Consider the following 14,005-nt stretch of genomic DNA (forward strand, 5'->3'; position numbering starts at 1 on the left):
ACATTGGCAAGCCCATTGCTCTATCTCTTACATAACAGCTTGTAACTCTAGCTTAAAACTGACAGTGACAAGACAACGCTACGCTAATTGCACGAACGTTACGCGTCACACGAAAATTAAGGAATGAACGATGTCAAAAAAACTACTACTTTCAGTTGCTGTATCGAGTGCTTTAATGAGTGGCCATGCACTAGCACATGACACAAGCTCAATAAATGACGGTTGTGACATGGAGTTAGACGGGCACATTCAATATTACCAAGGCGATTTGACCGTAAAAATGGATAACGGCTCGGTAATGACCATTGATTCGTATCACAATATGACGATAAACGGTGAGCCAGTATCTCTCAACCGTGAACAACAACACTGGGTCAGTGAATACTACAATAACATTGATATTGCCATTCCAATGACCTTAAACATTGCCAGTGAAGGGTTAGAAATTGCTAATGTCGCGGTAACTGAAGTCTTCACCGAATTGTTAGGTACAGACCAAATGGGAGATGATTTTAGTGCACTATTCGACTCTCTTGAGACGAAACTAAACACCTCATTTTATGACGAAGCGGGCAATATCCGTGTCGATTCGACCAAGTTTGACGAGCCAGGTTGGTTTGATGAAAGCTGGGAACAAGAATTCGAAGCGCAAATAGAGTCTTTGATCAGCGAGTCTATGGGAAGAATTCTGATTGCTGTTGGCACGCAAATGCTGTGGGAAGGCGGTGATATGACCGAATTTGAGCAGAAAATGGAGCGTTGGGGCGAAGACTTAGAGTATCGCTTAGAAAGCCAAGCAGCAGCATTGGAAGAAAAAGGTGAAGCTTTATGTAAAGTACTGAAGCAAGCAGACTTTGCAGAAGGCAAAATGCAGGCTTCAATTTCAGGGCTTGATGATTTAAATCTGTTAGACATTGACCAACACGGTGAAATGGATATGTAGCGTTGCACCGTGCACAACAAGCCTAAGAATTTTTTATAGGTATTAATGAAAGCCGGCTATGAATGCTATTCTTAGTCGGCTTTTTCATGTGCATACGGCGCTTTCGTTCAAGCACCGCCTCAACACTCTAATCCGTCAACTTATTTTTTCAGGTCTCCCCTAAAACACGACAAGCCATTACAAGATAATGTACTCTATTGTCTTGAAGAAAAGGTGAGCAAACTATGTCGCAGAATTTAGTAATTAGTGGTTACGGATGGTTAGCCGGATACGTAGGCAAGGCACTCTCAGGCGAGTATAACGTTGTTGGTACTACGCGAAGCTCAGAAAAGCGTTTAGCGCTAAAAGAGCAAGGCATCGAAGCCATTGAATATTCATTGGGTGACGATACTACAGCGCTTTGTAGCTACCTTCCTGAATCTACACTATTGCTAAACATCCCCCCAGGTAGAAGAAGTACCAATTTAGACGCGTTTACCAACCATATGCTGGCGTTAATTGACGCAGCAATTAAGTCTAACGTTGCTCATATTGTGTTTATAAGCACCACTTCCGTTTACGGCGATAGTTCTAATGAAACACTGACAGAAGCCAGCGCGACTAACCCTCAAACTGCATCTGGCAAAGCGCACGTGACTATTGAAGACTACCTGCTTTCAAAACGCGACCTTACAAACGTAAGTATTGTTCGTTTGGCAGGCTTGGTAGGGCCCGACCGTCACCCAGCGCGCTCACTGAGTGGGCGACAGCTTGATGCTGGAAATAAAAGAATTAACCTTGTTTATGTACATGATGTGGTAGCGGCATTGGCAAAAATAATTCGCAATACTCCGCTGAACGACGTGATTCATCTGTGTAGCCTGTCTCATCCGAAGCGCGGCATTTACTATGTGGATGCGGCTAACGCTATGGGTATAGACGCTCCTGTTTTTGCTCAAACCGATGCCCCACCTACAGGTAAAGTAATAGATGCGCAGCAGAGCTGGGAACAACTAGGGATCACACCCGAGTACGGCGACCCTTATCGTATGTTCTAAGCGAGATACCGCATGCTTTAATCGCTTCGTATTTTGCGAGCTATTAAACAGGAATGGCTTTGCACAGTTACTGCTTTCGCAAACGCTAAACAAATAAAAACGGCAAGCTTTCTATCGTGCTTGCCGTTTCTCAACTCTATTTTATCTTACTTTAGTAGACAGACTTTTAGCCGAAAAGACTCAAACCAAAGTATTTCACTGCTACCGTATTCACGAATATGACAAGCAGGATAAATGGTATAAAGGTTTTAAGTGAAATATCTACATACTTTTCAAACCAGCTGCCTTTATAGCCGTTGCTTCCCTCTTCAAGAGATGCATTGAAGTTTGCACTTTTCCAACGGTAGATAACGAACAAGCAAATAAGTAGCCCATTCAGAGGCAAAATGGTGTCGTAGAATACGTCGTAAATCACATCAAACAGTGATTTGTCTGCGCCCGCATAGTGCATAAATGATGTAAGCATTTCGACCTTGCCAAATGACAATGCGCTCAATATTGCTAGAACAATCATTATGCTGCCCAAAGAGCCCAACGCCCATTTACGACTTACCCCCTTCTCGTCCATCAATGCAGCGACCGGCACTTCGAAAATTGACACTAACGAGGTAATAGCCGCGAAGAAAACAAGCAAGAAGAACAAGCTTGCCACCACTGACGCCCCTAAATAACCAATAGAATCTTGCAACGCTAAAAAGATACTAGGAAGGTAGGTAAAAATCATACCTACTGACGACTCGCTCAAATCGTCAGGGTTGATGTCTGGGTTGAATGAAAAAATAGCAGGTAGAATCATTAAGCCTGCAGTAAAGGCAACAGCAGTATCGGTTAACGCAACCAACTTCGCTGCACTTGGCACGTCTGCGCGTTTATCAATGTAGCTGCCGTAGGTAATCAGAATACCCATCCCTAGCGAAAGGGAAAAGAACGCTTGCGACAACGCGCCATTCACCACTTCTGCAGTTATCTTTGAAAACTCAGGTACAACATAAAACCTAACGCCAGCAATGGCATTTTCGCGAGTAAGTACAAAGACAACCAAGCCAATCAACATCACAAAAAGTGCAGGCATCAGCAGCTTTGCTGCTTTCTCAATACCTTCTTTTACCCCACCTTGAAGAATGAGGTAAACCACCCCGACAACCACTGCCATGTAGGCAAAAATGGCTTCAGAATTGATAAACATTCCAAACGTTTCTGGATTCGCTAGCTTATCTAGGTTACCGCTGACGGCTTCATACAAATAACCGAATAGCCACACGGTAATAACCATGTAAAACACCGCAATCATAAACGGCGTTGCAATAGCTAACCAGCCAGCGACTTTCCACTTTCCTTCATTGCCGCTAATGGCGTTATATGCACCTAGTGGGTCTTTTTTGGCATGACGCCCAACTGACATTTCAGCCAGCATGACCGGTAAACAAATAGCAAAAACAAAAATAGCGTACATTAGAAGAAATGCACCACCGCCATTTTTGGCAGCACCGACAGGGAAACCAACCAAATTACCTATGCCCACCGCAGAACCTGCAGCAGCTAAAATAAAACCTATGCGCGATCCGAACTGTTCTCTGGCCCCGCTCATATCCCTTCCTCTTGTTGAGTTATTGTTATAGCAGCTTCGCGGTTTAATAATTTTGTCACAGCGGTACCTCTCACACGCTGTGTGCGCTTGTTAAACCCGACGAACTGGTATTATTTATTATCAGGATGGCGTTTGTTGTTATGACTCACGTGTGGCGTCAACGCGTTGTATTGCTACCTCTTAGGGCTTATCAATACGCTGCACCATTCCCAAAAGAGCATGGTAACAGCAGTGAAATAAAAAGTCTTGATGTTGAACTGGCTGAAATGACGTTAAAGCGTATTACCAAGTTACCACTTCGCCATTCCAGTCGATAAAATGACACGTTTGGTCTCGATCTAGCTCACAAAGGTGGTGAAGAAGCTGTTTTGCGGTAAACTCCGGGGTGAACAACTTTTTAGCGGCAACATTTTTTTGAAACGGCTTCGAAAGCCCCGTATCTACAGTGCCTGGATGATAACACACCAGCATGGCATCTTTTAATCTACGCTTGTATTCAACCGAGGCCGTTTTGACCAGCATATTAAGCGCAGCTTTAGACGCACGATAGCCATACCAACCGCCAAGGCCGTTGTCTGATATGCTACCTACTCTCGCGCTTAAACAAACCAAAGTTGAACCGTCTTTGCTCATAATATTGACGAGCTGCTTTAGCCATAATGCGGGAATAATGCTGTTAGTTGCAAAATAAGCCGACAAGGCCTGCTCGTTCATATCTTCAAGTCGTTTTTCAGGGTGAATGTCTTCATTTTCGTTGTGCAGAAAGCCAGTGGTGATCACAACCGTGTTTAATTTAATGTTCTGTTGAGATAAATGCTGAACGAACTCACTGATATGCGAATCGTCCTGCTGAGCCATTTGATGATATGTCACATTTTCTAATGCGCCGAATTCAGACGCTGATGTGCGACTTACAGCAATGACTTTATCCCCTGCTTGCTGATATTGGTCGATAAGTGCAGAGGCAATGCCTCCTGACGCGCCAATAATAAGCACATTATTTTTCATTCGGTTCTCCTGGCACACACCGGTCGCACTGGCGTTTTTTTCCCGTTAAAAGGTAAGAAATAGTGTATCTGTGTTTTGCAAAAACGTTGTAGAAGGCATCTGCAACGTAGCGAATGATAGGCCAACGAAGTGGCGCATAAATCCATCCCATTCCCACCGCTTTCCACGCCTCATGGGTCACATCGAGCCCTGTGATTAGCGTGCCATCTTCGCGAAGTCCGTGAATTCTTGCATTAAGCGCGTTCCAGTCCATGGAAGGAAAGCGGGAAGCAAAGTCTGGGGCTTGAATATCAACAAGCGTTAGCTTGTTGTGTTTGTCTCTTTTTCTTAAATGCCGCATTTCAGCTAAACACAAGGGGCAATAACCATCATAAAAAATAATCACTTAAAATCACCTCTGCTAAATCAGGCATTCATTGCTAATAAGCCAAGTTCGCCTATGCAATATTTGAAAAACTAAGAAGACATTTGCGTTTACCGTGCGCCAACGATTTAAGTGTAAAACCGTTTTAGACCGTCGCACATTATTCTTATTTAATATTCGTTTATACGATAAAAAAACACGCTTGGATGACTTGTGTTGTGTCCCGCACGCACCCACACTACAGTCAAAGATTAAGAGAGGTTTTTACTATGGCAAATTTACAAGTCGCTACGTTGGCAGGCGGTTGCTTTTGGTGTATCGAGTCGGCATTCAATAGTGTTGAAGGCGTTGAAAAAGCTATTTCTGGCTACGCTGGGGGTGAAAAGGCCGACCCTACTTACGAAGAAGTGTGCAAAGGCAACACGGGCCACGCTGAAGTGGTGCAGGTGACATTTGACGCCGACAGTATTAGCTATCGCGAAATATTAGAGATTTTCTTTGCGCTTCATAATCCAACGCAGTTAAACAGACAAGGTAACGATGTTGGAACTCAATATCGCAGTGCAGTGTTTTATCACGACGATGCGCAAAAGGCTGAAGCGGAAAAGATCATCGCCGAGATTACGGAAGAAGAGATTTGGCCAGACCCGGTTGTTACCGAGGTAGTGGCTGTAAATAACTACTACGATGCAGAAGATTATCATCAGGACTATTTTAAGAATAATCCACAAAATCAATACTGCTCGATGGTTGTTGCACCAAAGCTAGCTAAGTTTAAAAAGACGTTTGCTTCCCGCTTGCGTAGCGACGCGTAATCAAAGACCAAGTTTTCTAACACTTTTTGTATACGAATAAGCATCTACGAAAAGTGAATAGCTAAACAATAAGCAAAAAGGGCCACTTCACTTAGAAATCGCCCCTTTTTTGTTTTTGTGTCCCGTCTTGAAATCCGTTGCTATAAGAAACGCTTCTTATAGCAACGTCTAATACGTAAACACACTAACGCATTTATACGTTAGCTATTGCCTAGCTCGGCTGCAATCGCGTCAGCTTGGCGCTTTTCACCTTGAACAAACTGCTTCCATTGCTGCGCCATCGCGCGGCTTTTCTGGTGCTTTTCAGCCTCGGCTAGCTGGTTAAGGGCAAGGGCATATTGCTTCTTATTATAAAGTGCCATGCCTTTAATTAAGTAAACCAAACCAGGGTTTCTTAATTCGCCTTTCTCTACAGCACGGTCTGCAGCAGCAATAGCGTCGTCGAAGCGCTCTTCATTAAGAAGAATTTGCGCCAACTGTGCATCTAGCTCACCGTCTTCAGACAACTCAGCCGCTTGCATCATCACCGGAATGGCTTTGTCTTGCTCTTTAGCCAGCGACCAGCTTTGGCCCAAGAACTTAAGGTTGCGCAAGTTTTTCTCAAGCACACCGTCGTTCATTGCCTGTTCCATCAACTTAGCACCTTTGTAAGGCACACGGTGATAGTAATAAAGCTGCGCCATGTTGAATACGTCAGCCGACGTATTTACAAAGCCACGCTGATACGCGGTTTCCATTATCGCCAATTGCTTGCGCTCTTCACCTAGCTCACCATACATGCCTGCTAGCTGAATCCAATATTTCGGCTCGTCGAACAACTTAACCATTTTAATAAGAACGTCTTTCACCTTTTGAGGCTGCTTCAGTTCATAAAAAACGGCGCGTTGAAGAATCAACCAACCTTCATCAGGAATCATACCTTCGGCTTCATGGTCAGCAATGGCTTCAGAAATCCACGTAGAGGCCTGCTCGTATTGCTTATTCTGATAATACGCTTGGGCTTTAATGACCTTGTTTTTAACCGGCACCGACCCAGTGTGTAGGCTTTCCCAACGCTCTAGATAAGTGATAGTTTCATCATAATTACCCTGCATTAGGTTTAACTGCGCCAAACTGAAAAGCGTCGTCATTTCAAATTTTTCAGGTATAGGCTGCTGCTCTACCACTTTGGCAAACGATTCCAACGCTTTTTCATAATCTTCGTTGTTGTAGTAGATAAAGCCGAAAAAGTTATACATCATAGCTTTTTCGTAAGCGTTCATAGAGTGAGACTTGTCTTCTACTTCTTTCAAAATAGAAATGGCCTCTTCTACATCGCCGGCTTCATCTGCCGCCGTTTGCGCACGGGCTAGCTGCTCGTAAACTTTACCGCGTAGCGTTGGCACGCGGCGGGTTTTCTTCTCGCTCGCTTTTATCTCTTGCCCATCTTGCTGCTCTGCTTCTTGCGCAACTGCTTGAGAAGCTATGAACATACTAGGTACAGATACCGTGGCTGATGCAACTGCAAACGCCAGTGCACTAAGCAATGTATTCGTCTGTTTTCTCATCATGTTCTGTTACCCATCAATTTGGAACGTAATACGGTTTTGCACGCCAGATACCTCGGTAGGCTCGCCATTTACCACTCGCGGCTTGTATTTAAACTTCATTGCAGCGTCTATTGCCGCTTGTTCAAAAATACCCTGAGGGTTAGCTTCTACCACAATTGGGTTACGCACAGCGCCTTGTTTGGTTACCGTGAATTCAACAATAACAAAACCTTCAATACCACGCTGTAGCGCACGACGTGGATATACCGGCGCGACTTTAACAATTGGAAGGTATTCACCGTCGCCAGATTCTAGCGCTAAACCGCCTTCTAACGAAATGTCATCACCTACTTCAGCACCAAAGTCCATCGTCGTTCCGTCTGCATCTGGAGAAGGTGAGTCCATTTGAGGCTGCTCCATTTGCGGTGGCGGCTCTTCAGGCTTAGGCGGCTTCTTCGGCTTACGATCTTTTTTCTCGACCTGTTCATCCTGCTTAACCCTTACGAAGTCAAGCACGCTTCCCTTTGGCGGCTCAGTTAGTGCGCTGCCACCCATCTTGATAAGCGATTGCATCAAGAAGAACAGGCCTAACGTGATCGCAAGGGATAATGCAAATGCGATTAAATATCGTGGCATGATTTATGGCTCTTGGGCTGCAATCGAAACATCGTATACGCCAGCGGCTCGCGACGCGTCCATTACCTTAATCAAGGTTTCTGTTGTGGCCTTTTTGTCAGCCTGAATAACAACAGTTCCCTGCGGGTTTTCAGCGTGTAGTCGCTCAATGTTCGCTTGCACAGCGCGAACGTCAATGCGGCGCTTGTTAATCCAAATTTCGCCTTTATCTGAAATAGCGATAAGAATGTTCGCGCGATCCTTTTTCACAGCAGTCGCTGCTTCTGGACGGTTAACATCAATACCGGCTTCTTTCACAAATGACGCAGTCACAATGAAGAAGATCAACATGATAAATACAACGTCCAGCATGGGCGTCATGTCGATGTTTGCTTCTTCCTCATCGACTAAGTTTTGAAAGTGCTGCTTCATAATAAATACCTTACCTTAACGCTTAGCTAGCATTAACGTTGAATAATCAATGCATCCTCAAGATGCGTGCGTTCTGATTTCACCATACGAGTTAACCAGGTAGCGGCGAATACGCCTGAAAGTGCGCCAACCATGCCCGCCATTGTCGGGATAGTGGCTTTCGATACACCTGACGCCATTGAACGAGCATTACCTGAACCCGCAATTGCCATTACATCGAACACTTCAATCATACCGGTAACCGTTCCCATCAAGCCCAGAAGCGGACAAAGCGCTACCAGTGACTGAATAATTGGAATGCTGCCGTTAAGGCGCATGGTTAACTGTGAAATTGTTTTCTGACGAACTTGTTCCGCGAACCAAGAAGAGCGATCGCTACGTGCAGTCCACATTGCTATCGCTTCTTTCTTGGCTTGCTTGTGCCAAACCATCAGATACATCGCACGCTCGAGGATCAAAAGCCACATAACGAATATCAGCAGACCGATGACCAGGAGAACCTGGCCACCTGTTTCTGTGAAATCGCGAATTGCTTCTAGAAACTCGATCATGATTAGCCTCGCTCAGCGCGCTCTGCAATTACGCCAGACGCCTGTTCTTGTAGGATGTACACAATGTTCTTAGAACGTGTGTTAAGCATTGCATAAAGCAGTGTCATTGGAATCGCTACAACAAGACCTAGTACTGTTGTTACAAGTGCGGTTGAAATACCACCCGCCATTAGTTTCGGGTCACCTGTACCGAACAAGGTAATTGCTTGGAAGGTGTTAATCATACCGGTTACCGTACCTAGTAGACCCATAAGTGGTGCTACTACTGAGATAATCTTGATGATAGTTAGGTTACGACCTAGCTTAGGAACTTCGCCCAAGATAGCTTCAGTTAGGTGAAGCTCAAGCGCTTCAACGTCTGCATCTGGGTGCTCGTCACGTACTTTAAGTACACGGCCAAGTGGGTTGTTTGTGTTAACTTCTTTGCTCTTAAGCTGCTTGTTCACTTTCATACGTGTTAGCGACAGTGTGACTAAACGCTCGATAGCTAATAGAAGACCGAAAGCACCAACAATAAGAATGATATAACCAACTACACCGCCCTGCTCTACACGCTCTTGAAGGTTTGGCGCTTGAACAAGAAGACCTAGAATTGAACCACCTGTTGGGTCGATACCGAACTGTACTAGTTCGCCATTTGATGCTTGAAGCTCTGCAGCTGAGTCCATGTAACGGTCAGCTGGCTGACGCACTAGTTCAGATACTGTGCCAGTTACGCCGTTGTAATCTAGGTATTTGCCGTCTGCTACTAGCGCAAATGGACCAACACGTACAACAGTCTTATTAACTTTCTCACCACCTGCTTCAACAACGTCGGTTGTAAAAGTGGTCACCTTGCCGGCTTCAGTCATTTCACGCTGCATTTCAAACCAAACACGCTCAATTTCTTCAATTGATGCTAGCTTAGAGCTTGAACCCATGTCTTGTGCCATTTCGTCTAAGAACGAAGCACGGCCTGGGATTTGTGCAGAGATGACAGAGTTATAGAATTTATTTTTAGTGTCGCCAGCGATTTGCTGAAGCACACCGAATAGCTCTTTAAGTGAACCAAGACGCGTGTCTAGTGCACCATTTAAGTCAGCTAGTTTAAATTCGTTTTCTTCAAATTGAGTTTCTAGCTGCTCTGATTGCGCAAGCATTTGGTCACGCTTTTCACGTGTTTCGCGAAGAATGCGATCTTGCTCTGCACGTTGCGCTTGGAAATCACGCTCACGCTGTTTGTTTTGCTGTGACTGTGCGAACTGACCTTCTTCTAGTTGCTTAAGAAGTGCGTCTAAGTCCATGGCACGGTCGCTCTGTGCGAAAGCACCAACGCTGATGCTAAGGGCTGCTAGACCAACAGCGATACGTTTTACTGTGTTAAACATTCTCATCAACCTCTTAGTCTGTAATTGCCACTGGCAGCATTAGCAAGTCTGGTGCAAGTTGCTTCTTCGCCATGCGCAGACCTTTTGTAATTTGTGTACGGTAGCTGCTATCAAGCTCTTCCCACTGACGGGTTTGCTTGTTCCAAACACCCTGCATGCTTGCATCACGTGTTTGATAAATTAGCGCTGTACGACCAAGGCGTAGGAATTCAACGTCACGCTCTTGACCGTCAATTGAATGAATACCGCTATACGCTTCCATAGTTCGGCCGTAGTCCATCTCAACTTGGTACGCTTCCATTACACGACGGAATTTTTCAGACGCAGCAACGTCGGCGCGGTCCATCATTGCACGAAGGTCAGCAACGCGGTTGGCGCGCTCTTCTGGAAGGAAAGGAACGTCTAGTGCTACGAACTGCTCTAGGCCGTCAATCATGCGCATCATTAGTGGCGTGATTTGACGCTCAACAACAGAAACTTCGTCGATAGCAGCGTTTAAGTCTGCCATTTCTTGTTCTTGGTTATTGATTTGCTTACGCAGCTGAGTGTTATAAACCTCAAGACCTTCGATTTCTTTCATCAATGTTTTGAACTGTTGAAGTTTGCTGTCGATTTGATCGGTAATACCGTTGATCTTCTCTTGCGATTTCGCCGCTGACTCGTTTATTTTCGCTGCCTCATCGACAACGGGTTTTAAGACTTCATCGTCTTGTGCAAGTACGGGTGTCGCTGCTAGCGCACCTGCCACAAGCAAGGCATTGATAAGCTTCATACATTCAAACCTTTAAAGTTAAAAGAAATCGGATTTGTCCGACTATAAATTTCTGCGCGTAGGATAGGAGTTTTCTGTGACAGTTTTATTACGGAACTGTCATAAATCGAAGACAAATGTCACAAATGGGAAAGCCCAGTAGAAAAATTGGGCTTTGAAGTACAGCTGCAACCTAAAGTGAGGTTGCAGCTTAATAGGCATTTTTTAGAAGTTATAAGTAATTGAAGCGTTGAAGCCTGTACCTACCGTTAAACGGCGAAGCGTTAGGCCTTCCTGTTCAATTTCTTTTTCATCATCCAAAATGTTTTGAATACGGAACTTAATGGTCGTATTGAAATCTGGATAATAGGTATAAACCGCATCAAGTGAATGGAATGGCTTTTCGATACCGTCTTCGAAACCACGTACACCTGGCGCGATAATACGCTCACCAAACGAGTTATATACCACTGACGCTGAATGCTCACCGTTATCTGAATCCCAACCTAGCTGTAGGTTAGCAACCCACTCAGAGTGACCAACCAAACGACGCTGGTTGTTGGTGATGGTTGCCGTGATAATACCGCCGTACGCCTCACGCGCTTGCTGCTGGAACAACGAGTCTTGATCGTCTGCACCGATAGTTACTTCAGAGTCTGACAATGTCATGTTACCCGACACAAAGAAGTTGCTGAAGTCATCGCCAATAAACGCAAGGTCGTGTAGGAATTCAAATTCAATACCGTACAACTCACCTTCTTCACCGTTTGCAGTTAGTAGCTGCGGTACACCTTCACCACCATCAAACTGAACCATCTCGATAGGGTTTTCCATGTCTTTGTAGAATAGTGCTACCGACAAGTTGTTGCCCTGTGACATATACCACTCCCAACGGAAGTCGATATTGGTCAGTTCAGTTTCAACCAACGAAGGAGAACCACGTACTAAGAACTCAGTTAGCGGGTCGATAAAGAACGTTGAGCTGATATCACGTAAATCAGGACGAATTAACGTTTGGCTGATGTTAAAGCGATACTGCATTTCTTCACTTGGAATGTAAGTAAATGCAATTGACGGCAATACATCAGTTTCGCTGTAGATACTGTCAATAATGGCATCTGTTTCATCGGCAAATTGATCAGTGTGCTCAATAAACGGAATAGACACTTGCTGGAAGTCTTCAACGCGGAAACCACCGCTTACGCGGAATTTCTGGTTGAAAAACGCGTCCGTCATTAAATAACCCGCAGTAAGCTTAGTCGCCGCAGAGTATTTATCACCTTCACCGGTATTGTCTTGAAATACAGAACGACCATTTGAGCTGGTATAGAAGTCATCGTTATAAATATTTTCTTGAGAGAAAATATCGCTTAAGCGATTACCTTCTTTAAAGTCAGCAGATATGCCGAAATGACGAATCGCTAAATCGATGTTGTTACCATCACGAGTCTTGTCATAGTAATCCATACCCGCTTTAACTTCGATATCGTAACCGTCGCCAAAGAAAGCAGTAGATACGTTGAAACCGTAAGTGAACGAGTCATCGTAAAGTACTTGGAACTGACGATTTAAGTTAGTTCCAGGTGTGTCATCCAAACGCTCAAGTTCAAGGTTGCCATTTTCGTCAAAGAACTGCTGGAACGTTACTTCCATGATATCCGGAGCTTCACGAGAAGCGCGGCTTGTGCCTACGTACCAGTCGAAGAATACACCGTCCAACAAGTTCAAGAAGTTGTGCGTACCTTTAAGCTGAGATGACACCATCTCACGCTCTTCGAAAATGATGTCCATGCGGCGGAACTCTTCCACACCAGGATCTGATTCACTTTCGTCAAAGTAGAAGCCATCACGTACACGGTCACGCATGTCGTGAAGCATCATGTTTACAAGTTCAATTTTATGGTTGCTGTTGTACTCGTAACCGACATTAAACATACCGCTCCAGCGCACGTTCTGCTCGGTAGATACCATGTCGCGGAACTTGGTGAAACGCGGATTATCTTGACCGCCACCAATGTCGTTACCAAGTAGCTCTTCTGCAACGGTCCACTGATTGCTGTAAGACACGGTCGCTAAAAAGCCTAGCACTGAGTCGTTATCGAAAACGTAGTTGTTACCAATGGTAGAACCAATGCTAAAGTTTGGATCGACTGACTTCGCATCGGGGCCAATATCCCAGTTAAATGAACTAAGAATGTCTTGAGTTTCAGCCAGTGTTCTTGAACGGTCGCCTTCAAAGCCAGCAGAACCGTTTGCCGCTAGGCCAGCGCTGATTATGTTAGGTAGCGCACGGGTGCCATCATCACGGCCAGTCCAATCATCACTACCACCTGAATAAAACACGCCTTCATCGCTGTTTTGGGTGTTCCAGCCAGCGCCAAGATTTACATTAAATACAAACTCGGTAGGAATCGACTTGGTGCGAATGTTTACGTTACCGCCACCAAAATGGCCAGGCATATTTGGTGAGTACGACTTTTGTACATTCAAACTTTCAATGATAGTCGCCGGGAATAAATCAAGAGGAACAACCGAGCGAGTAGGATCTGGGCTCGGTACCGTCATTCCGTTAAGCTGAGTACTTGAATAACGCTCACCCAAGCCACGAACGTAGATGAACTTGCCATCTACAAGGGTCAAACCGGTAACACGTCGTAGTGCCGCAGCGGCATCACCGTCACCCGTTCTCGAAATTTGTTCTGCGCCCAAGATATCAGCAACGAAGGCCTGATTTTGACGCTCTTGTAGTACCGCTGTTGCAGTACCTTTTAAACGCGTTCCTGTAGCAACAACTTCTTCGATTACTTCGTCATCTGATTGCTGTGCAAAAGCAGAAAGCGGTAACGCGCTTGCCCCAAGAATTGACGCGATAGCCAACGAAAGTCCACCGACTTTAAACGCTGACATGTGATTATTTTTCATTATGAAACTCCTAAGGAACTGTAATCAGGTAGCTGCTTACACAAAAGCTAAGGCGTAAATACGCCTTAGCTTCTGCATTTATT

Annotated in this window: 14 protein-coding genes; 4 read left to right on the forward strand and 10 right to left on the reverse strand. The window is 45.0% G+C overall.

All coding sequences use genetic code 11. The annotated features are described in order from the left end of the window. Nucleotides 1-130: 130 nt before the first annotated feature. The gene (locus ACHUFN_RS16405; protein WP_394223575.1) at nucleotides 131-943 is read left to right on the forward strand and encodes a DUF2884 family protein; all 813 of its coding nucleotides are present in this window, start codon (nucleotides 131-133) and stop codon (nucleotides 941-943) included. A 224-nt stretch (nucleotides 944-1,167) separates the two neighbouring features. Further along, the gene (locus ACHUFN_RS16410) at nucleotides 1,168-1,980 is read left to right on the forward strand and encodes an NAD-dependent epimerase/dehydratase family protein (protein ID WP_394223577.1); all 813 of its coding nucleotides are present in this window, start codon (nucleotides 1,168-1,170) and stop codon (nucleotides 1,978-1,980) included. Nucleotides 1,981-2,146: 166 nt separating this feature from the next. Here the strand turns inward: ACHUFN_RS16410 and ACHUFN_RS16415 are convergent, their stop codons facing one another. After that, complete coding sequence (locus tag ACHUFN_RS16415) at nucleotides 2,147-3,568, reverse strand: sodium-dependent transporter (protein ID WP_394223579.1); 1,422 nt, start codon at nucleotides 3,566-3,568, stop codon at nucleotides 2,147-2,149. Nucleotides 3,569-3,708: 140 nt separating this feature from the next. Between ACHUFN_RS16415 and ACHUFN_RS16420 the strand changes: the two genes are divergently transcribed. Beyond that, on the forward strand, nucleotides 3,709-3,885 hold the full coding sequence (locus tag ACHUFN_RS16420; protein ID WP_394223581.1) for a hypothetical protein: 177 nt from the start codon (nucleotides 3,709-3,711) through the stop codon (nucleotides 3,883-3,885). Here ACHUFN_RS16420 and ACHUFN_RS16425 read toward each other — a convergent pair. After that, entirely contained in the window at nucleotides 3,851-4,576 is a 726-nt protein-coding gene (locus ACHUFN_RS16425) for an SDR family NAD(P)-dependent oxidoreductase (protein WP_394223583.1), read from the reverse strand. The two genes, ACHUFN_RS16420 and ACHUFN_RS16425, sit on opposite strands and share 35 nt — an antisense overlap. Continuing rightward, nucleotides 4,566-4,961 (reverse strand): thiol-disulfide oxidoreductase DCC family protein, encoded by a 396-nt coding sequence (locus ACHUFN_RS16430; RefSeq protein ID WP_394223585.1) that lies wholly within the window; start codon nucleotides 4,959-4,961, stop codon nucleotides 4,566-4,568. Before ACHUFN_RS16430 ends, ACHUFN_RS16425 begins: the two co-directional genes overlap by 11 nt. A 248-nt stretch (nucleotides 4,962-5,209) precedes the next feature. On the opposite strand from ACHUFN_RS16430, the gene msrA reads away from it, so the two are divergent. Beyond that, nucleotides 5,210-5,755, forward strand: coding sequence for a peptide-methionine (S)-S-oxide reductase MsrA (msrA, locus tag ACHUFN_RS16435; RefSeq protein WP_394223587.1), 546 nt, complete (start codon nucleotides 5,210-5,212; stop codon nucleotides 5,753-5,755). A gap of 200 nt (nucleotides 5,756-5,955) precedes the next feature. On the opposite strand, the gene ACHUFN_RS16440 is transcribed toward msrA, so the two are convergent. The 7 genes from ACHUFN_RS16440 to ACHUFN_RS16470 all read right to left on the reverse strand — a co-directional run bounded on the left by ACHUFN_RS16440 (nucleotide 5,956) and on the right by ACHUFN_RS16470 (nucleotide 13,922). Next, nucleotides 5,956-7,305: a tetratricopeptide repeat protein gene (locus tag ACHUFN_RS16440; RefSeq protein WP_394223589.1), complete on the reverse strand. Its 1,350-nt coding sequence runs from the start codon at nucleotides 7,303-7,305 to the stop codon at nucleotides 5,956-5,958. A gap of 6 nt (nucleotides 7,306-7,311) precedes the next feature. Continuing rightward, the gene (locus ACHUFN_RS16445; RefSeq protein WP_394223591.1) at nucleotides 7,312-7,920 is read right to left on the reverse strand and encodes an energy transducer TonB; all 609 of its coding nucleotides are present in this window, start codon (nucleotides 7,918-7,920) and stop codon (nucleotides 7,312-7,314) included. A gap of 3 nt (nucleotides 7,921-7,923) precedes the next feature. Next, nucleotides 7,924-8,331 carry an ExbD/TolR family protein gene (locus ACHUFN_RS16450; RefSeq protein ID WP_015066235.1) on the reverse strand — a complete coding sequence of 136 codons (408 nt, stop codon included), beginning with the start codon at nucleotides 8,329-8,331 and terminating at the stop codon, nucleotides 7,924-7,926. Between the two features lie 32 nt (nucleotides 8,332-8,363). Beyond that, nucleotides 8,364-8,882, reverse strand: a complete 519-nt coding sequence (locus ACHUFN_RS16455; RefSeq protein WP_338853020.1) for a MotA/TolQ/ExbB proton channel family protein — start codon at nucleotides 8,880-8,882, stop codon at nucleotides 8,364-8,366. Between the two features lie 2 nt (nucleotides 8,883-8,884). After that, the gene (locus tag ACHUFN_RS16460) at nucleotides 8,885-10,249 is read right to left on the reverse strand and encodes a MotA/TolQ/ExbB proton channel family protein (protein ID WP_394223594.1); all 1,365 of its coding nucleotides are present in this window, start codon (nucleotides 10,247-10,249) and stop codon (nucleotides 8,885-8,887) included. A gap of 13 nt (nucleotides 10,250-10,262) precedes the next feature. Beyond that, nucleotides 10,263-11,021 (reverse strand): DUF3450 domain-containing protein, encoded by a 759-nt coding sequence (locus tag ACHUFN_RS16465; protein WP_394223596.1) that lies wholly within the window; start codon nucleotides 11,019-11,021, stop codon nucleotides 10,263-10,265. A gap of 204 nt (nucleotides 11,022-11,225) precedes the next feature. Next, on the reverse strand, nucleotides 11,226-13,922 hold the full coding sequence (locus ACHUFN_RS16470) for a TonB-dependent receptor domain-containing protein (protein ID WP_394223598.1): 2,697 nt from the start codon (nucleotides 13,920-13,922) through the stop codon (nucleotides 11,226-11,228). Nucleotides 13,923-14,005: the final 83 nt, after the last annotated feature.

This window comes from Alteromonas gracilis (assembly GCF_043642145.1).
In the GTDB taxonomy this organism is placed as follows: Bacteria; Pseudomonadota; Gammaproteobacteria; order Enterobacterales; family Alteromonadaceae; genus Alteromonas; species Alteromonas gracilis_B.

What these genes read in the sequence shown, in the direction of transcription:
- ACHUFN_RS16450 (WP_015066235.1), bottom strand. Translation starts at nt 8,331, where the DNA reads ATGAAGCAGCACTTTCAAAACTTAGTCGATGAGGAAGAAGCAAACATC.
- ACHUFN_RS16445 (WP_394223591.1), bottom strand. Translation starts at nt 7,920, where the DNA reads ATGCCACGATATTTAATCGCATTTGCATTATCCCTTGCGATCACGTTA.
- ACHUFN_RS16405 (WP_394223575.1), top strand. Translation starts at nt 131, where the DNA reads ATGTCAAAAAAACTACTACTTTCAGTTGCTGTATCGAGTGCTTTAATG.
- ACHUFN_RS16425 (WP_394223583.1), bottom strand. Translation starts at nt 4,576, where the DNA reads ATGAAAAATAATGTGCTTATTATTGGCGCGTCAGGAGGCATTGCCTCT.
- ACHUFN_RS16415 (WP_394223579.1), bottom strand. Translation starts at nt 3,568, where the DNA reads ATGAGCGGGGCCAGAGAACAGTTCGGATCGCGCATAGGTTTTATTTTA.
- ACHUFN_RS16410 (WP_394223577.1), top strand. Translation starts at nt 1,168, where the DNA reads ATGTCGCAGAATTTAGTAATTAGTGGTTACGGATGGTTAGCCGGATAC.
- ACHUFN_RS16420 (WP_394223581.1), top strand. Translation starts at nt 3,709, where the DNA reads ATGACTCACGTGTGGCGTCAACGCGTTGTATTGCTACCTCTTAGGGCT.
- ACHUFN_RS16440 (WP_394223589.1), bottom strand. Translation starts at nt 7,305, where the DNA reads ATGATGAGAAAACAGACGAATACATTGCTTAGTGCACTGGCGTTTGCA.
- ACHUFN_RS16460 (WP_394223594.1), bottom strand. Translation starts at nt 10,249, where the DNA reads ATGTTTAACACAGTAAAACGTATCGCTGTTGGTCTAGCAGCCCTTAGC.
- ACHUFN_RS16465 (WP_394223596.1), bottom strand. Translation starts at nt 11,021, where the DNA reads ATGAAGCTTATCAATGCCTTGCTTGTGGCAGGTGCGCTAGCAGCGACA.
- ACHUFN_RS16455 (WP_338853020.1), bottom strand. Translation starts at nt 8,882, where the DNA reads ATGATCGAGTTTCTAGAAGCAATTCGCGATTTCACAGAAACAGGTGGC.
- msrA (WP_394223587.1), top strand. Translation starts at nt 5,210, where the DNA reads ATGGCAAATTTACAAGTCGCTACGTTGGCAGGCGGTTGCTTTTGGTGT.
- ACHUFN_RS16470 (WP_394223598.1), bottom strand. Translation starts at nt 13,922, where the DNA reads ATGAAAAATAATCACATGTCAGCGTTTAAAGTCGGTGGACTTTCGTTG.